The following is a 21,105-nucleotide window of genomic DNA, read 5'->3' as shown; positions in this document are numbered from 1 at the left end:
TCAGTGCGTCGGCGTCAGCCGGATTTCTGCGCTGTTCAGTTGCCCCAGGGCAAATGCCAGCGATGCGGCGGCAATCTGTGCTGCCGCCTGGGCATCGGCTTGGGCACTGCGTGCGATCAGCAGGCCATTGGCGGCTTCGGTGGCGGCGGTGACCGTGCCCAGGCCGAATTTGTAGGCTTCCAGCGTGGCGTTATAGGTGACGCCGGCAGTTTCCACCAGGGTAGAGGCGGCGGCATGGGATTGCAAAGCGGTGTCCAGCGCGTTGGCGGCCAGGGCAATTTCGCGCATGGAGGTATTGCGCAGCTTTTCCAGCGCGGCGCGGGCGACCTGTACGCCTTCTTCCGCCTGGCGCAGCCTCGAAGTGCGCAGCCCGCCGTCATAGAGCGGGATGGACACGCCCACCAGAATGCTGCGTGACGGGCCTTGCTGGTTCAGCGCCGGCAGCTTGCCGACATCCAGGTTGGCTGTGCCATTGGCATAGCTGGCCGCCATGAATATCTTGGGCATGAACGCGGCACGCGCGCCATCAATCGCATTTTCGGCGGCCTTGAGCGAGGCAATGCTGGCCATGATGTCAGGCCGATTGGCCAGGGCACGGCGCAGGACGGCGCCATCCGGCATGTCCTGTGCGGCCGGAAGCGGCAGATGGGCGCTGCTGCTGACCTGCAGCTCGGCGTCCGGCTCCAGGTTGAGCACGCTCATCATGGCTTGCCGGGCATTGCTGACGGCACCTGCCGTACTGACGACGGCCAGGCGCGCTTGTGCAACTTGCTGGCGTGCCTGGGCTTCTTCGACGGTCGTGGCCAGGCCGGCCTGGCGCTTGGCCTGGACGGCGGCTTCCACCGCCAGGCTGTTTTGCAATGTTTCCTGGGCGATGTCATGGCGCTCGCGTGCCGTACCGTACTGGTAGTAGGCATTCATGACCTCGAGGATGACGGTCTGGTGCACGCTGTTGAACAGGAAATTGCTGCCGATAGCCAGGTTGCGTGCGGTGTCCCGCGCGGCGGCGCGTTCACCGAAGTCGAACAGCAGCCACTCCAGGGCAACCAGCGGCACGACGCCGCTGACGCTGGCATCGAGATGGAAGGTCTGGTTGAGGATTTCCGGCAGGCGGCGGCGGGTGGATTGATAGCCGCCCACGACATAGGCCGTGATCATCGGCAGGAAGGTGGCGTCGGTGATGCCTATCGTATTGGCCGCTTGCCGGGCCTGGCTCCAGGCCAGCCGGGTAGCAGGATTATTGCGTTGCGCCAGGTCGATCAGATCCGGCAGATCGTAAATCTGTGTTGGATCCGGTGCGATCAGGCCGGCCAGGGGTTGGTCCGTCCGGGGCTGCGCGGGATCCTCTGCGACCCGTTCCGGATTCGGCCCGTGCATGGCCAGTTCGCGCCAGGAACCGTCGGGCTGCGGGGCCTGCCATTCCCGCGCGGCGTCGGGTGGCGCATAGTCGGTGGTGTTGGCGCAGGCGCCCAGCAGCGCAGTGCTGGCCAGCAGGGCCAGCCGCCAGGGGCGGTGCCGGGATGCGGGCGCATGGTTAACGGCCATTGATCAAAGTCTCCAATCGTTGCACGTTGCGTTCCAGACTGCGGGCTTCGCCGGGTGCTGCGCCAGGGGGCGGCCGCGGTAGCTCAGGCCGTTGCAAGGAGATGTCGGCCGCCTGTTTGGATAGTGTTTCCAGGCGCTCGCCCAGCGCTGGGTCGGCACTGGGTTGCAGCAGCATATCCAGGCAGGCATTGCGCATGGCTTGCGAGGTCTTGGCCAGGCGGCGGATTTCCGTGCTGGACAGGCGCAGCGAATTGGGTTCATAGCCGGCGAGTTCCAGCGAGTAACGGGTATCGGCTACCTTGGTGGCCATGCTGGCGGCTTCGGCCAGCATGGCGCTGTGCTCCTGCTCGGCGGGCTGGCCGGGGCGGGGCATGCGGGCCATGCGGGCCAGGCCGCCCAGTGCCCGGCTGGTGTTGTCCCAGACCCGTTGAGAGACGCTGACGGGCCAGAACTGGGTGAACATGAAGTACACCACGAAGTTGCCCAGCAACACGCCGATAATCCGATCCAGGGCGGCGTCCATATCGGTACTGGGGCCGTAGCCGCTCAGCACCGTGAGGAGGAAGGCCAGGGCGATCTGCACGCCGGCGTAGGAAACGCGGTCGCTGCCGACGGCGACCCAGGCGGCAATGAAAGTGCCGCAGAATACCAGCAGCATCACCGCACCGATGGAGGTCATGTGCGGGATGAGGAACAGGATGGAGCCGACGCCCAGCGCTGCACCGATCAGACAGCCCGTGATCCGCAGGATGAGTTTGTGGGTGGTTTCGGCGACGGACCCCAGGGCGATGACGTAGCAGGTAATCATCGCAGTATGGATGCCTTGCCAATCCAGCGCGGTATAGGTGCAGTAGCAAATGATGGCTGCGGCCGTGGTTTTGATGGCGTAGCGCAGGTGTTCCGGGTTGCTGCGGGCATCCGGGCGCATGAAGGATTCGGCCGGGGCAGTGGCAAGCGGGTGGTCGGGCGTGCCTACCATGGCCAGCAGGGCGTGCCAACCTTGCACCAGCGGTGCGGAGGCATCGGCGGGCAGCTCACCTTCGGGGGCCGGCACAGGCTCGCCTGCTGCCAGTGCACGGGCGGCAATCCTGGCTTGTTGTGCAATGGCCTGGCGTGCTTCTGGATGGGCGTCAGGATCCTGCGCCAGCATGATGAAGGCCAGGCGGTAACTGTCTTGCAGCGCGATGCCCAGGCGGCGGGATTCATCACGCCGCGCCAGTGCGAACAGACGTGTGATGCCCCAGCGTTTCATGTGATCTTCCTGGCCTTCCCAGATCTGGTCGCGCAGCCGGGCACGATTTTCCGGGGTGGCCCGCTCCAGCCAGTCAGCGATGATTTCCAGGCGTTCGGAAACTGTCTGGCGCAGCAGGGGTAGGGGTTTGCGGCCAATGGTGAGGGAGACGATCGCAATCCACAGCATGGGCATGACACCCATGAGCCAGGCGAACAGGATGCCGCGCGTGGCGAGTTCGCCGAACGGAACGTCGCTGAGCAGGGTCAGGCCGAAAGCGAGAATCAGCGCAATGATGCCGCCCAGCGCGCCGAGCTTGCTGGCGGAGGCCAGATACAGGAAGACCAGCGAGGTCAGTGCAATGGCCAGGATGCGCATGGGCGGGACTTGTATCGTCCAGCGCGTCAGGAGGAACAGCAGCGAGATGACGCCCATGGTCAGGAAGCACATGGAAAGCGCCAGCAGCACGCTTTCAGCGGCATCGGGCTTCATGACGAAGAACACCAGATAACAGCTGATGGCGGCTTCCGGGATGCCATATACCATGGACATCATGCAGGTCAGGGCGCAGACCAGCGCCATGCGCCAGGTTTGCGCCATACGCCCGGGAAAGGGCGCCAGGTCTTCCTTCAGCTGCCGCCAGAAGCGCTGCCGGGAGATCTCAGCACTGTTTGCCATGATCGACGATGACGGAAGCGGAGGCGCCGACGCGCATTAGGTCTTCGGGCGGCGCATCCAGCAGGATACGCACCGGGAAGCGTTGGCCGACTCGTACCCAGTTCAATGCCTTGGGTACATAGGGCAGACTGCGCGGCAGGTTGATGAGATCCTCGGAAATCACGCCCCAGCCGATGGATTCGACCACGCCCCGCAATGGCCGCGAGCGGTCGGCTGCCACATAGACGGTGGCGCAGTCGCCGGGCTGGATGGAGCCCAGTTCGGTTTCAAGAAAGGTGGCGGAGGCGTACCAGTGCGTTGAATCTATCAGTGAAAAGGCGGATTGCGCAGGCACCAGGTAATCGCCCATCGCGATTTCGAGCCCGGAGACCCAGCCGTCGTTGGGCGCATATACCTCAGTGTCACGCAGTTGGCGTTCCGCCATGGCCAGAGCGGCCCGGCTTTGCAGCACCATTGCCGTGGCCGCGTCGTTGTTGCCGACCAGCGAGTCGGCGGCAGCTTGTTGCGCCAGCGCTTCCCGCAGGCTGGTTTCTGCATTGCGCTTGAGCGTGCTGGCGTCTTCGAGCTGCTGGGTCGTGACATAGCCTTGCGGATGCAGCGACTGCAGGCGTTTGAGCGTTTGCGTGCTCTGGGACAGGTTGATGCGGGCACGTTGCACTTGCTCGGCAGCGATGACGGCATTGGATTTTTCCGCCGAAGTGGTGCGGTTGCGCGTGTCCATGCCGGCTTCGGCCACCTGGACGGCGGCACGCGCCTGTTCCACCTGCAGGCGGAAGATTTCCGGGTCCAGGGCAAACAACAGTTCGCCCTTTTCTACCTTGCTGTTTTCCTTGACGTTGAGCTGGATGACGCGGCCCGGTACCGCGGGCGCGATATTGGCGATTTCCGCCGTGATGACGGCATCTTCGGACAAAGGCTGATTTGCCAGGCGTTTGACATAGGCCCAGCCGGTGACGACGGCCAGCACCAGGAAAGCAATGGTGATGAGTACCGCGGGCAAGCGCCGCGTAGCGGGAGCGGGTTTGGCGTTCGGCATGTCAGCGGGAGAAAATCAACAGTGAGGAAAGGAACATGACGGCCAGCGCGAAAGCCACGTAGGTCAGGAAGCGGAAAGGCAGGTGCTCGTCGATGCCGATGCGGATCAGGCCGAATCGTAAGACGACAGCTGCGATGCAGCCGAACGTGGCGCAAGCGATCCACGAGGGAAAATAGGATTCGAAAAGGACAATATAGGGAGCTTGCTGTATGCCGCATCCAGTCAGCAGGAGACAAGCCAGAACAGCCAGCCGGGAATAGGTAACAGCCATGAGCGCCTTGCGTCTGGGGTCGGAATCTTTACGGGGAAAACAGTGCCCGCGGTCGGTGCCGCTGTGCTGTGATATGAGCTGCGGTATGAACGTCACACACGCAATCAGATTATCCTGAAATTTATACTACAGTTCGCTTGTCACGGGCTTGCTTGGGCAGGTAAGAGATTGACATTTCTCTATGGCAGGCGCGATTGTGTGGCAGCCAGGGCCGATCGCTGCGCTGCGCTGGTATGGAGCATGTCGAGGCGCTGCAATGTGTTTGCCCGTGGTTTTCGTTCCCTGGTTGGTTTCCTCCGGTTCACCTTCATGTCTGCCTCTTATTCCCAGCTCAAAGCGTTTCATGCCGTGGCGGTGCACGGCGGTTTCAGTCGTGCGGCGGAAAAACTGTGTCTGTCGCAGCCGGCTATTTCCGACCAGGTACGCAAACTGGAAGCACACTTCGAGGTGGCGTTGTTTCATCGCAATCGCCGGCAGGTACAGCTGACCGAACCCGGGCGGGAATTGCTGGCGATCACGCAGCGTATGTTTGCTGCCGAAGCGGAGGCGGATGAACTGTTGCGCAGCCATGGCGCCTTGCAGCGTGGCAGCCTTGCCTTGAGCGTCGATTCGGCCGTGCACCTGTTGCCGGCGCTGGCCTGCTTCAGCCGCGCCTATCCCGGTATCCGGCTCAAGCTGGCGGCAGGCAATTCCAGCCAGTCGCTCACGCGCCTGTTCGATTACCAGGCCGATCTGGCGGTAGTCGGCTGGCACCCGGACGATGGCAGGCTGCTGAGCATGAAACTGGCGGAACATCCTATCGTCGCTTTTGCGGCGGCCGGGCATCCCTGGGCCGCGCGCCGGCAGCTGTCCCTGGTGGACTTGGCCGGCCTGCCCCTGATTCTGCGCGAGCAGGGTTCGCATACCCGTCAGGTGCTGGAAGAAGAAATGCAGCGGGCCGGGCTCGGCATCGAACAGGCGATTGAGGTCGAGGGCCGCGAGGCCGTCAGCGAATTGGTGGCAGCGGGCGTGGGCGTGGGGATCGTATCGGCTGCCGAGCTGGGGGGCGACACGCGGCTGTGTGCCATCGAGATTCGCGATTGCACGCGCCGCATGCCGGAATATCTGGTAACGCTGCGCGAGCATGAATCGCGCAGCGCCATTCGTGCGTTCCTGGCATCGGTGCGGCAGGCGCAGCCGGTGTCCTGAGTGCTGCTGCCGGTGTGCGTCAGGCCAGGGTGCCGATAGCGCGGGGCGCGCAGGTTTGCGGCATCTCGCCCGCCTGCAGGCGCTGTTCGATATCGGTAATCACTGCCGGCAGATCGGCGATGGTGTCTATCATGTAGTGCGGGCAGGCGGGCGCCAGGGCAGCGCCTATGCGTTCGCGTGCTGCCTCGCGCTCCGTTTCCGGCATGGACAGGTATTGTTCATGGGTGACCCCCAGCGCATTGCCGGACAGCAGCAGGGCCACGCTCCACATGCCGGCAGCCCGGCCCTCGATGATGCCGGGGGCGGTGTCATCCACCTTGACGCAGGCGGCAACATCGCGGGCGCCCAGGGCGACGGCGCTGGCCAGCGCCTGGGAAGGAAAGGGACGCCCGTGCGGCACTTCATCGGCGGCCACGATGTGATCGGCCGCATAGCCCTTGGCCAAGGCGCTGGCCGCCACGCGATCCATGACGATCCTGGGATACCCGGAGCAGGAACCGATGGCGATTCCCTGTGCGCGCAAGGTTGCGATGGTGTCCAGCGTTCCCGGGATCAGATCCGAGTACTGACCGATTTTCTCGATCTGCAGCGGCATGAAGCGTTCATAGATGCGGGTGACCGCGGCATCGTCAGGGGCCTGCCCATGATGCGCCGCATAGCGTGCCGCGATGGCAGGGTCGTCGCATAGCGCGCGGATGTGGTCCCATTTGCCCCGGCCCATGGGGCCGCGCGCTTCATCCAGCGTAATCGGTACGCCGAATTCAGCGAAGGCTTCGACGAAGACCTGTGTGGGCGCGAACGAGCCGAAATCGACGGTGGTGCCGGCCCAGTCAAGAACGACGCATTCAATTTTCCGGGGTGCCTGGTAGTGTGGGGCTTGGGCCATATCGGTTCCATGCAGAGTGAGAGAACGGCGGCTATCTCACCAGATTTGAACAGGCGGGGGAAATCGTTTTTTCGGATATCAGACATAAGTCCCAGTGGCAGGATGGCGGCGGTTTTTTCATGGAACTGTCTGATAGTTAAATGAAAAAATCGGTTTTTCTGGGGGGCGGTCCAGCTCGGAAATGCCCGTTCCGTCATCGGGCTGTCATGAATAATTCATGTTGGCGTCATGGTTCGGGCGTGGGGGCTGCGCATGCGGACGGCGGTTCCACGATAATGCGCGTGTGCCGGTGGCGGGATTGCGTGCCGCCACGTTTGCCTGGGGAGAGATATGCCTGGAGTGTCATGGCCCGGTCTGTGTGCCGGGATGGGGGCGGCGATATGCGCTGCGGTGTTGGCGGGGTGCGGCGTGTCTGGCGGCGTAGCGGGCGGGGCGAATGCCGCGCAGGCCGTGAGCCTGCCCAACCCGGCCTCGGTCTATTGCGAGGAAAAGGGTGGCACGGTAACGGTTGAATCCACGCCGGCGGGCCAGGCCGGCATTTGCCTGCTGCCTGATGGCCGCAGGATCGACGAATGGGCGTTATACCGCCGCGATTTTCCTGAAGTCGTGGAGATCGACAAACCCTGAGGCCGGCCGGATACGTGCAGGCGTCAGCTTGAGCCGCGCGAATGCTGCCGCTCAGCCTGCCCGGGCAGATGCTGCCAATATCCGAATGCCCGCCATTTCCCCGCTCTCCCTAATTCCAAGCACTCCTCACAATCACCCGCCAGGTCTTTTCTGCTGCGCCTGGTTTCCTCAGGTTCCGATTGACAGGCTACCTATCGGTAGGTAGTATGCGCGCCGCAACGTGTCGTTGCACAACAGGAAACATCGGGGACGCTAGGGGAATCATCATGTCTGAACGGACACCTGCGGCAGAACGAATCTGTCAGGCCGCCGTCGAGCACTTTGCCGAACGCGGCTATGACGCCGCCTCACTCAATGACATTGCCGAAGCCGTGGCGATCCGGAAGGCGTCCCTGTATTCGCATTTCTCCGGCAAGGATGAGTTGTATCTGGTGATTTTCGATGACGCCATCCAGCTGGAAAGCGACTATGCCTTGCGTTGCCTGGCGGCGGAGCAAGGCAGCGAATTGCCGGGAGCCAGGTATTGCGCCGGCATGGCGCGGCGCTATGTCCAGTCTGCGCATCTGCGCTTTCTATTGAAGGCGGCCTATTTGTCGCCCAGGCACTTGCAGGCGCGCCTGGATGCCAGCTATGAGCGTTATCTGGGGCTATTGCTGGAAGGGTTCAAGCAGCGCCTGAAGGTGTGGGCCGGCGGGCAGGCACTGGCGCCAGCCAGGGTGCGTTTGTATGGCCAGGCCTACCTGGGCATTGTCGATAGCCTGCATGTCAGGCTGGTCTATGCCGGCAGCGATAAGTTCGCCGCGCGCTGGCAGGCCATGAAGCATATTTTCGAGCATACGCTGCGGCAGGCCGTGGCGACGCAACCGTAGTCGGAGTTCATCATGCAACGTTCATCACAACCGGCGCAGGGCGCCACCATTGGCATGGCGTTGGTGGTCCTGCTGGCCATGCTGACGGCCCTGGATGCCATGGCCATCGACATGTACTTGCCCGGGATGCCCGCCATCGGGGCCGAGCTGGGCATTTCCGATGGCGAAGTGCAGCAGACGCTGGCGATTTTCCTGATCGGTCTGGCCTTCGGCCAGGGGCTGTACGGGCCGCTGCTGGATAGCTACGGACGGCGTGTGCCCTTGCTGGCGGGGGTGCTGTTGTTTGTATTCGGCTCCATCGTGGCGGCCTTGGCGCCGTCTATCGAGTGGTTGATGGCGGCACGCTTCCTGCAGGCGCTGGGTGCGGCGGCAGGCCTGGTGGCGCCGCGCGCCATCGTGGCGGATCGCTGCAGCGTAAATGAATCGGCGCGCATTTTTTCGGTACTGATGCAGGTCATGATGCTGGCACCCATTCTTGCGCCGGTGCTGGGGGGCTACCTGCTGCAGCATGGCAGCTGGCGCAATATTTTCTGGGCGCTGGCCGCCCTGGGCATGATTGGCGTGCTGTGGGGCATGCGCAGCCTGCCGGAAACCTTGCCGGCTGCCGCCCGCGCGCCATTGCGGCCCCGTGCCATTGCCACGGCCTATGGCCGGCAGCTGGCCGCACCGGTGTTCATGGCCTATGTGCTGGCTGGCGGTTTTGTTCTGGGGGCATTGTTTACCTATATCAGCGGCGCGCCTTTCGTCTTCACACAGCATTACGCGCTGGATCCGCAGCAGTTCAGCTACCTGTTCGCGTCGAATGCCGTGTGCCTGGTGCTGTTTGGTGCGGCGGCCAATGCCATGCTCAAGCGCGGCGCCACGGAACAGCGCGGCATGTATATCGGGCTGTTGCTGCATACGCTGGCAGGGTTGGCGCTGTGGCTGGCGGCGGGCATGCTGGCGCTGCCGCTGTGGGGCTATGCAGCCTTGCTGGCATTGGCGATCGGTTCGTTGGGGCTGGTGTTCGGCAACCTGACGGCGCTCACCATGGCGCAATCCGGGCCGCAGGCGGGATTGGCATCCGCCTTGATGGGCATGCTGCAGTATCTGCTGTCTGCCGTTGTCGGGTATGTCGTCAGCTTTGCCGGTACGCCTTTGCTATCGTTGCCTGCGACGGTCGCCATCTGCGGGGCGCTGGCGATACTGTGCTGCCTGGCGGCGGAAGCCATGCGCAACCGTGCGCGCCAGGCCGCTGCGGCGGGACGGGCCTAGGGGTCATCCCCAATAGTGCCGCGTCACAGCGGTGGCGTGGCCGGAGGATGCAGTATCGTGTACGCCCGCATGCAGCCGTACAGGAGCACCGCACCATGAAATTCTCGAAACTGACCTTGGCTCGCCGGCTCAAGTTCAATCAGCTGGCGATTTTCGAGAAGGTGCTGGCCTGTGGTTCGCTGCTGGCGGCCGCCCGTGAGCTGCACATGACGCAGCCCGCCATCAGCAAGGCGATCCAGGAGCTGGAAGAACATTTTGGCCAGCCCCTGCTGGTGCGCTCCAGCAGAGGGGTGACGCCGACCAATTTCGGTCTGATGCTCAAGAGCCACGCCCAATCGGTCATGGCGGATCTGCGGGTGCTGGCCGACGACCTCAATGCCTGGAACGAGGGGGTCTCTGGCCGGGTGATGGTGGGCTGTCTGCTGGCCGCTTCGGCGCAATTGCTGCCGGCCGCCATTGTGCGCCTGCGTGAAGTGGCGCCCAATGTCGTGGTGCAGGTCAAGGTTGGCGTTAATGAAAAAATGTTCCCGGAGTTGCTGCGTGGCGAGCTGGATGTGGTGGTCGGCCTGATTCCTGCCCATGAGGGCGGCGGCGAGTTCAGCCATGTGCCGCTATACACCGAGAAACTCTGTGCCGTCGTGGGCCGCCAGCATTGGCTGGCCGCCAGCGTAGGGGTCAAGACAGCGGAGCTTGAAGGCCTGGATTGGATCCTGCCGACCTCGGATTCGGAAGCCTTTCATTCCATCGACGCTTTCTTTGACAAACTGGGCATGAACCGGCCGAAACAGATCGTGGAATCGGTCTCCATCATGACCAACCTGGGCTTGCTGGTGGAATCCGATATGGTCGCCTTGATGCCATTCAAGGTCGCGCGCCGTTTCGTCAATCTGGGCCTGATCACCATCCTGCCCGTCGGGGTGGATATGCCCTTTGGCGAAGTCGGCTATACCCTGGCGAAAGACCGCAGCGTCACGCCTGCCACACAGCGTTTGTTGATGATGTTGCACGACGTCACGGTCTGAGGTCTTGCACCGGGCTATTCCTGATGTTTATAGCCCAGGCCTAAAAATTCATTATTCAAGTTGTACCCCCTTGGATAGAGTGCCATCAGGTTCAGGCAATTTCCGCAGCGGTTTTCCTCATTCCGGACGCTGCCGGACTTGCCCAGGCATGTCCCGTTTATCGGGCGCTTTCCAAGGAGTTCGACTTGTCCAGGTTTCAGCTTCCGGCGTCGCTGCGGCAGACGCGCAATTATGTGGCTGGCGAATTCGTCGCCACATCCAAGACGTTCCAGAACATCTGTCCGGTGGACGGCTCTGTGCTGGCCGATGTCCACGAGGCCGACCAGGCGCTGGTCGCGCGCGCGGTGGCGGCTGCCCGCAGGGCGGTGGAAGGCGAGTGGGGCCAGGCGGACGCCGCCGAGCGCGCCAAGTTCCTGTACCGCGTGGCAGACATCATCGAGCGGCGCTTCGAGGAGTTCCTGGCAGCTGAAGTCGCCGATACCGGCAGGCCGCTGAGCCAGGCACGCCAGTTGGATATCTACCGCGGCATTCACAATTTCCGTACCTTTGCCGATCTCGCCAAGGTCGCCAATACCGATTTCTTTGAAACCCGCCTGGGGGACGGCACCAAGCTGATCAATTACGTGACGCGCAAGCCGCTGGGCGTGGTGGCCAGCATTTCACCGTGGAATCTGCCCATCCTGTCACTGACCTGGAAGGCCGCGCCCGCGCTGATTTGTGGCAATGCCGTGGTGTGCAAACCCTCGGAGGAAACGCCTTCGACGGCAACGCTGGTGGCCGAAGCCTTCGACGAGGCCGGGGTGCCGCCGGGCGTATTCAACGTCATCCATGGCTTCGGGCCGGGGTCTGCCGGCGAGTTCCTGAGCACGCATCCGGATATCGACGCCATCACCTTCACGGGCGAGTCGCGCACCGGCACGGCGATCATGAAAGCCGCAGCCGAGGGCGTCAAGGAGGTGTCTTTTGAGCTGGGCGGCAAGAATGCAGCCATCGTCTTTGCCGATGCGGATTTCGATGCGGCCGTCGATGGCATCGTGCGTTCCAGCTTCACCAATGCCGGCCAGGTTTGCCTGTGTTCCGAACGCGTCTATGTCGAACGCTCCATCTTCGACCGGTTTGTGGCGGCGCTCAAGGCCAAGACCGAAGCGCTGAAAGTGAGCTGGCCCGATGATGAAGGGGTATTCATGGGTTCGCTGATCTCGCGCGAGCACCGTGAAAAAGTGATGGCCTACTTTGATCTGGCGGTACAGGAAGGCGCCACGGTCGTGACTGGCGGCACGGCGCCGGTGTTCGGCGATGAACGCGATAACGGCGCGTATGTACTGCCGACGATCTGGACTGGCTTGCCGGACGATGCCCGCTGCATGCGCGAGGAAGTGTTTGGCCCGGTGTGCCACCTGGCGCCTTTCGATAGCGAAGAAGAGGTGCTGCGCCGCGTCAATGACAGCGCGTATGGCCTGGCCGCCAGCATCTGGACCACCAATCTGTCGCGCGCCCACCGCGTCAGCCCGAAGATCCATGTTGGCATCGTCTGGGTCAATACCTGGTTCTCGCGTGATCTGCGCACGCCTTTCGGTGGCGGCAAACTGTCCGGCATTGGCCGGGAAGGCGGGCGTTACTCGCTCGATTTCTATTCGGAAACGACCAATATCTGCGTCAAGGTCTGAACGGGCGCAGCACTATGGCGATCAACAGGAGTGAGGACGGCATGAACGATTCGTTGCAGGCCCTGGCGGAGCGTCTTTGGCAGGCTCAGGCAAGTGGCGTGCCGACGGCGCCGGTGCGAGAGGATCTCGCCCGGCTGGCGGGGGCAGCTGGTGATGCACTGAGTCTGGCCTATGCCGTACAGGCGCTGCAGACCGAACGGCAACTGCAGCATGGTGCCCGGCTGGTGGGACGCAAGATCGGTCTGACATCACGTGCGGTGCAGCAGCAGCTGGGCGTGGATGCGCCGGATTTCGGCGCGCTGTTTGCCGACATGGCGTTTGGCGATGGCGAGGAGATTCCCTGGCATCGCACCATGCAGCCCAAGGCCGAAGCGGAGATCGCGCTGGTGTTGGAGCGGGACCTGGTGCATGAGCGTCATACCTTCGCTGACCTCATTTCCGCGACGGCCTATGTGTTGCCCGCCATTGAAGTGGTTGGCAGCCGGATCGCCAACTGGGATATCCGTCTGGTGGATACCGTGGCGGACAACGCGTCAGCCGGCCTCTTCGTGCTGGGTTCGCGTCCGGTGCGGCTGGGTGCGCTGGATCTGGTGCGCTGCGGCATGGTGATGGAGTGCCGCGGGGATCAGGTGTCCGTGGGGGCGGGTGCGGCCTGCCTGGGAAATCCCCTGAAGGCTGCCGTCTGGCTCGCGGATACGATGGTGCGGCTGGGGGCGCCGCTGCGTGCGGGCGATGTGATTCTGGCTGGCGCGCTGGGCCCGATGGCTGCGGTGCGGCCGGGAGATGTGATCAGCGCTTCGATTGAAGGTTTGGGCAGCGTCACGGCGGCTTTTGCGGCGGCTTGAGCCAGGGTGGCTTACATCCGTGCGGCTGTCAGGAACGTATCGGCAACCCGGCCGGGCCGCCAAGGGCCGGTGCCGGCTGAGAGAGGACAACGATGAGTGTGGATATTCAGTCCATCGCCAGGCAACTTGATGGCGCGGCGCTGCACCGCCAGGCGGTGCAGCAATTCGCGCCGGGAAGCTTCACGCTGGCGCAGGCCTATGACATCCAGCGCGCCTCGGTGGCGTGCCGGCAGGCACGCGGCGACACCGTGTGCGGTATCAAGCTGGGTTTTACCAGCCGCGCCAAGATGGTGCAGATGGGGGTCGATGATTTGATTTGGGGCTGGCTCACCCGCCATATGCGGGAAGAGGAGGCCTCTACGGTTGAGCTGGGCAAATACATCCATCCTCGGGTCGAGCCCGAAGTCTGTTTCCTGACACGGCGCGACATCGACTGTCCGCTCAATGCGCTGGAAGCCGTGGATTATCTGGAAGCCGTGGCGCCTGCGCTGGAGATCATAGATTCGCGCTATCAGAACTTCCGTTTCAGTCTGGAAGATGTCGTGGCGGACAACTGCTCATCGGCAGGTGTGGTCGTGGGGGGATGGTCGCGGTGCTTTGATGCGCTGGACAACGCGGGGGTGCTGGTGGCGCAGGATGGCCGCGTGACGCTGGCCGGTTCTACCGCCGCCATCCTGGGTCATCCGCTGCGCGCAGTGGTGCAGGCAGCGCGCCTGGTGGCGGCCGCTGGCATGAGCCTGCCAGCCGGTTCGCTGATCATGGCGGGTGCGGCAACGGCAGCGGCGGCATTGGCGCCCGGCCAGCATGTCCGGGGTGAAATCAATGGCCTGGGCTGGGTCGAGTTCTTTACGGGAGGCCAGCATGGCTGACAACAAGGCAGGCGTTATACAGGGCAAGGCCGTACCGCGCGGCCGTTTCCCGCATTACCGGCGTGCCGGCGATTTCATTTTCGTTTCTGGTACCAGTTCGCGTCGTCCGGATAACACCTTCGAAGGGGTGCAGGTAGATGCGCTGGGCGTGACCAACCTGGACATACGGGCCCAGACACGGGCGGTCATCCGCAATATCGCCGATATCCTGGCGCATGCCGGTGCCAGCCTGGAAGATGCGGTGGAGGCCCAGGTGTTTCTGGTCAATATGAATGACTTCGGCGGCTTCAATGAAGTCTGGGCCGAGTTCTTCGATGAAAACGGCCCGACCCGCACCACGGTGGCCGTGCACCAGTTGCCGCATCCCCACTTGCTGATTGAAATTCGTGCCGTGGCTTTCAAGCCGCTGCCCACTTCTCAGGAGTAGAACCATGATGAACTTCAAGTACGGCTATCCGCTGAATTTCCAGAAGTGGCTCAATGAAAACGAACATCTGCTCAAGCCGCCGGTCGGCAACCAGCAGATCTGGGCCGATGGCGATTTCATGGTGACGGTGGTGGGCGGGCCCAATCAGCGTTCGGATTTCCATGATGACCCGGTCGAAGAGTTCTTCTATCAGTTCAAGGGCAATGCCTATCTGCTGATCTGGGATCGTGGGCAGTACGAGCGCGTGCATCTGAAGGAAGGCGATATGTTCCTGCAGGCGCCGCATGTCAAGCATTCGCCGCAGCGCCCGGAGGCCGGCAGCCTGTGTCTGGTGATAGAGCGCCAGCGCCCGCTGGGCAGCAAGGATGCATTGCAGTGGTGCTGCGCCCGTTGCGGCAATCTGATACGGCGCTACGAGATGCAGCTGGAAAGCATCGTTGCCGATCTGCCGCCAGTCTATGAGCAGTTTTATGCCACGACAGAGGCCGAGCGCACCTGCCAGTCGTGCGGCACCGTGCATCCGGGCCGGGATTTCGAGTCCTGGCACAGGACTTTGAATCAATATTTTCCCGAGCAGTGAGCCGCCATGATAGACATTCACTCGCATTTTTTTCCCGCTATCAGCGCAGCGACGGCGGCAGCGGCCAATCCTGGGCGTGCGCCGTGGCTGCGCATAGATGAGGATGGCCAGAACGGCCAGATCATGGTGGGCGACAAGCCCTTCCGGCCGGTGTACCGTTCGCTGTGGGATCCGGCGTTCCGCTTGCAGGAAATGGATCAGCACGGCATAGACATCCAGGTGAACTGCGCCACGCCCATCATGTTCGGCTATGCCTGGGATGCCAGGCTGGCGGCAGACTGGGCCGCCAGAATGAATGAGGAAGCCCTGGCGTTCGCCGCGGCCGACCCGCGCCGGCTGAAAGTGCTGTCGCAGGTGCCGCTGCAGGATCTGAAGTTGGCTTGTGCGGAAGCGTCGCGGGCGCAGAAGGCAGGCTGTATCGGCGTGCAGATCGGCAACCATGCGGGGGATCGCGATCTGGACCATCCCGAGATGGTCGATTTCCTGATTCATTGCGCGACCGAAGGCATTCCCGTGTTCGTGCATCCCTGGGACATGATGGGCGGCAAGGAGCGCATGCGGCAGTGGATGCTGCCCTGGCTGGTGGCCATGCCGGCGGAAACGCAGCTGGGCATGTTGTCCCTGATTTTGTCCGGCGCCCTGGAGCGGATTCCCGAATCGCTGAAGATCTGCTTTGCGCACGGTGGCGGCAGTTTCGCCTATACCCTGGGCCGTGTGGACAATGCCTGGCGCCACCGCGATATCGTGCGCCAGGATTGCCCGCGCCCGCCTTCCGAATATGCGCGGCGGCTGTATGTGGACAGCGCCGTGTTCGATGAGGGCGCGCTCAAGTTGCTGGTGGATGTGATGGGCGAGGACAGGGTGATGCTGGGCTCTGACCAGCCCTTCCCCTTGGGCGAGCAGGATGTGGGCGCCCTGGTGCGCAGTGCCGGCTTCCTGTCGGAAGCGGGACGCGCGCGCATCCTGGAAAAAAATGCCGTGGAGTTCTTCAAACTCTGATTGTTCCGGGCGTCAGTCGTCAATTCCGGATGCTTATGCCATTGCCCCTTGCGATCCCGTTTGGTGATTGCAAGGGGTTTTTTATTAGCGGCGCGCAATGAATCTAAGGGTAAATGCTGAGACTCGGAATTGTGAATTTTGCGATGCAGCACAAATGCGCCATAACGGGGCATGAATCCTTGAAATGACGGAATTGCAATACGTAAATAAACGAAATGCACCGTGACAGTTCAATGGATTTATTGCATTGCATCAAACTGGGGCATTCCGGCAAAAGGTATTCCAGGCATTTATAGCTGGCGGTCAAAAAATGATTATTCAGGGCTTGCATGCTTGGCTACAGTCAGTTGGCAGACCTAGGTTTTTTCAGGAACGTGCAAGGGTGCAGGCAACCGCGACGGATTCCTGAGTGAAACATTGCCGGCAGGCGGCGAGACGGTCTTTTCAAATTGAGTGATGTCAACCGGGGAGCAATCATGAAGCGGAATGTCTTTTCCAGTATTTCCTTGGGCCGCATGCTGGCAGCGGGTGTCATGGCGGGTAGCTGTATGGCGGCCAATGCGGCAGATCCGGTCAAGGTCGGGATCGCGCTGGATATTTCCGGGCCGTTCGCCGCCTTGGGTGCAGAAGCGCGTGACGGTTTTGATCTGGCAATTGAACAATTGGATGGGAAATTGGGCGGGCAGCCTGCCGAATTCATCAAGACCGATTTTGCCGGCAGTCCGGAGCAGGCCACGCAATTGGTGCGGCGCTATTTGCAGCGTGACAAGATCGACTTCTTTACCGGCCCGATTGCTTCCAATTCGGCGCTTGCCGTCATGCCTTTGCTGGCCAAGGACAAGGTGCCGTTCATTTCCAGCAATCCCGGGCCCAGCCAACTGGCCGGCAAGCAGTGCAGCCCGTATTTCTTCGCGCAGTACCAGAATGACAATTTCGATGAGGCCGCGGGCAGCCTGGCCGATGCGAAGCAGTTCAAGAAGGTGGTGATCCTGGCGCCGAATTACCCGGCAGGCAAGGATCACATGGCAGGCTTCAAGCGTACCTACAGCGGTGAAGTGCTGGACGAAATCTATACCAAGGTCGGGCAACTGGATTACTCGGCGGAAATCGCGCAGATCCGCAGTGCCAAGCCTGATGCGGTGTATTTCTTCCTGCCCGGCAGCATGGGCATCAACTTCATCAAGCAGTATGTGGCCGGCGGTTTGAAAGAGGTGCCGCTGGTAGCGCCCAATACCGTGGACCTGGATATCATTCCCGCCGTGGGTGACGATGCCCTGGGCATTCTGAACACCTCGCAATGGGTGCATGACCTGCCCGTGCCGGCCAACCAGGCCTTCGTACAGGCGTTCCGCCAGAAGTATGACGGGCGCTACCCGTCCGCTTACGCGGCAATGGCCTATGACGCGATTCTGGCCATGGATGCAGCAGTGCGTGAAACCGGCGGCAAGGTGGATGACCGCGCCGCGCTCGTCAAGGCCCTGGAGAAAGCGTCTTTCGATTCGATCAAGGGACCGTTCAGCTATGGCGCCAACCATTTCCCGGTGCAGAACTTCTATCTGCGCGTGGTGGACAAGGATGCTGACGGCAAGTACGTGAACCGCCTGGTCGAAACCGTGCTGGAAAACCATCAGGACGCCTACGTTTCCGAGTGCAAGCTGTAAGCAGGCGGGGAGCGGCACATGGACGGCATCTTCATCTTCGAGCAGTTGCTCAACGGGCTGGGCTACGGGCTCATGCTCTTCCTGATTGCGGCAGGCCTGACGCTGATTTTTGGCATCATGGACACCATGAACCTGGCGCATGGCTCCATGTTCATGGTGGGCGCCTACGTCGCAGCGCGCGTCCATGCCGTCAGCGGGTCTTTCCTGACTGGGGTGCTGGTCGGCGTGGGGGTGACGGTGGTGCTGGCAGCCTTGCTGGAAGTCGCCATCATCCGCCGCCTGTACCGGCGCGATCACCTGGCGCAGGTGATCGCCACCTTCGGCATCATTCTGATCGCTGATGATGCCGTGAAGGCAATCTGGGGGGCGGCGCCCATCATGGCGGCCATGCCGTCTTCGCTTGCCGGTCCGGTCACGCTGATGCCGGGCCTGCCGTATCCGGCCTATCGGCTGATGCTGCTGGCCGCCGGGGTGCTGGTGGCGCTGGGCCTGTACTTGCTGGTGAACCGCACCCGCATGGGCATGCTGGTGCGTGCGGGGGCATCCAACCGTGTCATGGCCGAATTCATGGGGGTGCGCGTCAGCCATGTGTTCTCTTTCGTGTTCGCGCTGGGGGCGGCGCTGGCGGCTCTGGCCGGTGCGCTGATGGGCCCGATCAGCGCAGTGCAGATCGGCATGGGGGAAAGCATTCTGATTCCCTCGCTGGTCGTGGTGGTCATCGGCGGCATCGGCTCGATACGCGGGGCCTTCATTGCGGCGTTGATCGTAGGCTTCATCGACACGGCCGGCCGCGCATTTCTGGCGCCAGCCTTCAAACTGATCATGCCGCCGGCCGTGGCGGCGGACCTGGGGGCGGCGCTGGCGGGCGTCGCGGTCTATGTCTTCATGGCGGTGGTGCTTGCCATCAAGCCTGCCGGTCTTTTTTCTGCTCGTGCGTGAGGGCAATATGACGACTTCTGCTTTCACTGGCGCAGTAGCTGACAAGGCCCAGGGCCGGCTCCAGACGCGGCAATGGACGCCCTGGGTGCTGCTGCTGGCCCTGGCGGTATTTCCCTGGGTGGCGCCGCTGTTCCAGCTTGAGTATTACGTGGGTTTTGTCGAGCGCTTGCTGATCATGATGATCGCTGCGTCCAGCCTCAATTTCATCCTGGGTTATGGCGGGATGGTGGCGCTGGGCCATGCCGGCTTCATTGGCGTGGGCGCTTATGCCGTCGCGGTCATGGTCGAGGCCGGCCATGACTCTACCTGGCTGATCTGGGCAACGGCCATCGTTGCAGCTGCCGTGTTTTCCGGTTTGATCGGCCTGGTGGCGCTGCGTACGCGAGGTGTCTATTTCATCATGATCACCCTGGCATTCGCGGAGATGCTGCATTACGTCGCTGTCTCGGTGCGTACCTATGGCGGGGATGACGGCTACAGCATCTACGCACCGCTCAGCCTGGGCGGGGTATTCGACAACATGGAGTATGGCCTGTATTGGGTCGTGCTGGCCTGTGCGGCATTGCTGTTCGCACTGATGAGCCGCATTGCCGGTTCGCGTTTCGGCCATGCGCTCAAAGGGGCGCGTGACAACGAAGTGCGCATGGCTGCCATGGGCTATCCCGTGTTCTTCATCCGTCTGGTGGCGTTTGTCGGCGCCGGTGCGGTGGCCGGGCTGGCCGGTGCCATGCTGGCGACTCATGATGGTTTCGTGAGCCCTTCGCTGATGGACTGGACGCAATCCGCCATCCTGATCGTCATGGTCGTGATTGGTGGCGTCGGCAACCGCTGGGGCGGTGTCATCGGTGCCGGGCTGTGGCTGTCGCTGCAGGAAGGCTTGCGCATGTTCACCGAATACTGGCATTGGCCGCTGGGTATTCTGCTGCTGATCATCGTGTTCTATGCGCCGGATGGCATTGCGGCCCGGCTGCGTCGCAAAAGGAGCGCGGCATGAGTCTTTTCCATACTGAAGGCCTGGTCAAACGCTTCGGCGGATTGCTGGCGACGGATCATGTGTCGCTGGAAATCGAGCGTGGCCAGATCCATGCCCTGATCGGGCCGAATGGCGCGGGCAAGTCCACGCTGGTGAATCTGATTTCCGGCCTGCTGAGTGCCGATGAAGGCCGCATCGAGCTGGAAGGTGTGGATCTGACCGCTATGAAACCGTATCAACGGGTGCGTGCCGGCTTGTCGCGTTGCTTTCAGATCACCAATATCTTCCGCAACGATACGGTGCGTGACAACCTCATGCTGGCGGCGCAGGCGCACGATGGCAGCAGCTTCCGGTTTCTATCGTTGCGGCAGCATGAGGAAAAGCTGCTGGCGCGTGCGGAAGAACTGGCGCAGCAGGTCGGCTTGGGGCATGAGCTTGACCGCGTGGCCGGCACGCTGTCGCATGGTGCGCAACGGCGTCTGGATGTTGCGCTGGCGCTGGCTTCGCGCCCCAAGCTGCTGTTGCTTGATGAGCCCATGGCAGGGATGGGCGCGGAGGATTCCATGCAGATGGTGGAGATGATCCTGGCGCTGCGCCAGGAGGCCGCCATTTTATTGATCGAACACGATATGGATGCGGTGTTCAGGCTGGCTGACCGGATCACGGTGCTGGTCTATGGCAAGGTGCTGACATCTGGCAACGCGGAGCAGATCCGTGCCGATGTCCGTGTCCAGGAAGTCTATCTGGGTGAAGAAGAAACCGCCGCAGAAAATGCGACGCCGGAGGTGGCATCATGAGCCGTGAACCCTTGTTGTCCTGCCGGGGGATCCATGCCGGTTATGGCGCCAGCCAGGTGCTGTTCGATGTGGGCCTGGATATCCATGAAAAGGAAGTCGTGACTTTGCTGGGCCGCAACGGCATGGGCAAGAGCACGACCATCAAGACCATCATCGGCGCGCTCAAGGCGCGCCAGGGTGAATTGAGCTTCGGCGGCAAGCAGATCGGCCGCATGCGCCCGGATGCCATCGCCAGGCTGGGCGTGGCGGTCGTGCCGGAAGGCCGCATGTGCTTTCCCAACCTGACGGTGGAAGAGCATTTGCTGGCATTTGCCGATAATCGCAGCGGCCAGCGCGATGGCTGGACGCTGGAGCGCATCTATGAGGTCTTTCCCCGGTTGAAAGAGCGTTCACGCAATCTGGGCGGGCAATTGTCCGGTGGCGAGCAGCAGATGCTGGCGATTGGCAGGGCCCTGTCCACCAACCCCCGCTTGCTGATTCTGGACGAGGCCACTGAAGGATTGGCCCCCGTGATCCGCGAGGATATCTGGCGCTGCCTGGCGACTTTGCGCGCCGCCGGGCAGACCATTCTGGTCGTGGACAAATATGTGCAGCGGCTCTTGAGCCTGGCCGACCGTCATATCATTCTTGAACGGGGCCGCGTTGCCTGGCAGGGCACATCGGCGGAGCTGGATGCCGACCGCAGCCTGTGGAAAACTTATCTGGGCGTGTGACACACCAGAGAGCCGGCAGTTTGCCTGG

The 21,105-nt window shown here is 62.4% G+C and carries 21 protein-coding genes; 16 read left to right on the top strand and 5 right to left on the bottom strand.

The features are described 5' to 3' along the window. The 4 genes from ACNA1V_RS06000 to ACNA1V_RS05985 are packed head-to-tail and all read right to left on the bottom strand — an operon-like array spanning position 1 to position 4,761. Positions 1-1,545 (bottom strand): TolC family protein, encoded by a 1,545-nt coding sequence (locus ACNA1V_RS06000; protein ID WP_415832678.1) that lies wholly within the window; start codon positions 1,543-1,545, stop codon positions 1-3. Next, positions 1,535-3,454, bottom strand: coding sequence for an FUSC family protein (locus tag ACNA1V_RS05995; RefSeq protein ID WP_415832677.1), 1,920 nt, complete (start codon positions 3,452-3,454; stop codon positions 1,535-1,537). Before ACNA1V_RS05995 ends, ACNA1V_RS06000 begins: the two co-directional genes overlap by 11 nt. Then, positions 3,438-4,490: a multidrug transporter subunit MdtN gene (gene mdtN, locus ACNA1V_RS05990; RefSeq protein ID WP_415832676.1), complete on the bottom strand. Its 1,053-nt coding sequence runs from the start codon at positions 4,488-4,490 to the stop codon at positions 3,438-3,440. Before mdtN ends, ACNA1V_RS05995 begins: the two co-directional genes overlap by 17 nt. A gap of 1 nt (position 4,491) precedes the next feature. Then, positions 4,492-4,761: a hypothetical protein gene (locus tag ACNA1V_RS05985; RefSeq protein ID WP_415832675.1), complete on the bottom strand. Its 270-nt coding sequence runs from the start codon at positions 4,759-4,761 to the stop codon at positions 4,492-4,494. Between the two features lie 309 nt (positions 4,762-5,070). On the opposite strand from ACNA1V_RS05985, the gene ACNA1V_RS05980 reads away from it, so the two are divergent. Further along, on the top strand, positions 5,071-5,949 hold the full coding sequence (locus tag ACNA1V_RS05980; RefSeq protein ID WP_415832674.1) for a LysR substrate-binding domain-containing protein: 879 nt from the start codon (positions 5,071-5,073) through the stop codon (positions 5,947-5,949). A 19-nt stretch (positions 5,950-5,968) separates the two neighbouring features. Here ACNA1V_RS05980 and phnX read toward each other — a convergent pair whose 3' ends face one another. Further along, positions 5,969-6,835: a phosphonoacetaldehyde hydrolase gene (gene phnX, locus ACNA1V_RS05975; RefSeq protein WP_415832673.1), complete on the bottom strand. Its 867-nt coding sequence runs from the start codon at positions 6,833-6,835 to the stop codon at positions 5,969-5,971. Positions 6,836-7,165: 330 nt separating this feature from the next. Here phnX and ACNA1V_RS05970 point away from each other — a divergent pair, with 330 nt between their 5' ends. From ACNA1V_RS05970 to ACNA1V_RS05900, 15 genes are all read left to right on the top strand, one after another. Continuing rightward, positions 7,166-7,462 carry a DUF333 domain-containing protein gene (locus tag ACNA1V_RS05970; protein WP_415832672.1) on the top strand — a complete coding sequence of 99 codons (297 nt, stop codon included), beginning with the start codon at positions 7,166-7,168 and terminating at the stop codon, positions 7,460-7,462. 266 nt (positions 7,463-7,728) lie between these two features. Then, positions 7,729-8,331 (top strand): TetR/AcrR family transcriptional regulator, encoded by a 603-nt coding sequence (locus ACNA1V_RS05965; protein ID WP_415832671.1) that lies wholly within the window; start codon positions 7,729-7,731, stop codon positions 8,329-8,331. Positions 8,332-8,343: 12 nt separating this feature from the next. Further along, positions 8,344-9,585: a multidrug effflux MFS transporter gene (locus ACNA1V_RS05960; protein WP_415832670.1), complete on the top strand. Its 1,242-nt coding sequence runs from the start codon at positions 8,344-8,346 to the stop codon at positions 9,583-9,585. Positions 9,586-9,680: 95 nt separating this feature from the next. Next, on the top strand, positions 9,681-10,607 hold the full coding sequence (locus ACNA1V_RS05955) for a LysR substrate-binding domain-containing protein (protein ID WP_415832669.1): 927 nt from the start codon (positions 9,681-9,683) through the stop codon (positions 10,605-10,607). 185 nt (positions 10,608-10,792) lie between these two features. Continuing rightward, positions 10,793-12,274, top strand: coding sequence for a 2-hydroxymuconic semialdehyde dehydrogenase (locus tag ACNA1V_RS05950; RefSeq protein ID WP_415832668.1), 1,482 nt, complete (start codon positions 10,793-10,795; stop codon positions 12,272-12,274). A 41-nt stretch (positions 12,275-12,315) separates the two neighbouring features. After that, positions 12,316-13,119 carry a fumarylacetoacetate hydrolase family protein gene (locus ACNA1V_RS05945; protein ID WP_415832667.1) on the top strand — a complete coding sequence of 268 codons (804 nt, stop codon included), beginning with the start codon at positions 12,316-12,318 and terminating at the stop codon, positions 13,117-13,119. A gap of 92 nt (positions 13,120-13,211) precedes the next feature. After that, positions 13,212-13,988: a 2-keto-4-pentenoate hydratase gene (locus ACNA1V_RS05940; protein WP_415832666.1), complete on the top strand. Its 777-nt coding sequence runs from the start codon at positions 13,212-13,214 to the stop codon at positions 13,986-13,988. Continuing rightward, on the top strand, positions 13,981-14,415 hold the full coding sequence (locus ACNA1V_RS05935) for a RidA family protein (protein WP_415832665.1): 435 nt from the start codon (positions 13,981-13,983) through the stop codon (positions 14,413-14,415). Before ACNA1V_RS05940 ends, ACNA1V_RS05935 begins: the two co-directional genes overlap by 8 nt. Before the next feature lie 4 nt (positions 14,416-14,419). Beyond that, positions 14,420-14,995, top strand: coding sequence for a 3-hydroxyanthranilate 3,4-dioxygenase (locus ACNA1V_RS05930; RefSeq protein ID WP_415832664.1), 576 nt, complete (start codon positions 14,420-14,422; stop codon positions 14,993-14,995). A gap of 6 nt (positions 14,996-15,001) precedes the next feature. Further along, positions 15,002-15,994 carry an amidohydrolase family protein gene (locus ACNA1V_RS05925; RefSeq protein WP_415832663.1) on the top strand — a complete coding sequence of 331 codons (993 nt, stop codon included), beginning with the start codon at positions 15,002-15,004 and terminating at the stop codon, positions 15,992-15,994. 476 nt (positions 15,995-16,470) lie between these two features. Then, a complete protein-coding gene (locus ACNA1V_RS05920; RefSeq protein ID WP_415832662.1) occupies positions 16,471-17,655 on the top strand; it encodes an ABC transporter substrate-binding protein in 1,185 nt (394 codons plus the stop codon). 18 nt (positions 17,656-17,673) lie between these two features. Further along, complete coding sequence (locus ACNA1V_RS05915) at positions 17,674-18,594, top strand: branched-chain amino acid ABC transporter permease (RefSeq protein WP_415832661.1); 921 nt, start codon at positions 17,674-17,676, stop codon at positions 18,592-18,594. 7 nt (positions 18,595-18,601) lie between these two features. Next, the gene (locus tag ACNA1V_RS05910; RefSeq protein WP_415832660.1) at positions 18,602-19,588 is read left to right on the top strand and encodes a branched-chain amino acid ABC transporter permease; all 987 of its coding nucleotides are present in this window, start codon (positions 18,602-18,604) and stop codon (positions 19,586-19,588) included. Further along, positions 19,585-20,364 (top strand): ABC transporter ATP-binding protein, encoded by a 780-nt coding sequence (locus ACNA1V_RS05905; RefSeq protein ID WP_415832659.1) that lies wholly within the window; start codon positions 19,585-19,587, stop codon positions 20,362-20,364. Before ACNA1V_RS05910 ends, ACNA1V_RS05905 begins: the two co-directional genes overlap by 4 nt. Further along, positions 20,361-21,077 (top strand): ABC transporter ATP-binding protein, encoded by a 717-nt coding sequence (locus ACNA1V_RS05900; protein WP_415832658.1) that lies wholly within the window; start codon positions 20,361-20,363, stop codon positions 21,075-21,077. Before ACNA1V_RS05905 ends, ACNA1V_RS05900 begins: the two co-directional genes overlap by 4 nt. Positions 21,078-21,105: the final 28 nt, after the last annotated feature.

Source organism: Kerstersia similis (genome assembly GCF_965139615.1).
Taxonomy (GTDB): domain Bacteria; phylum Pseudomonadota; class Gammaproteobacteria; order Burkholderiales; family Burkholderiaceae_B; genus Kerstersia; species Kerstersia similis.
Note: the sequence above shows the minus strand (reverse complement) of the source record. Positions and strands in the feature narration are given on the sequence as shown.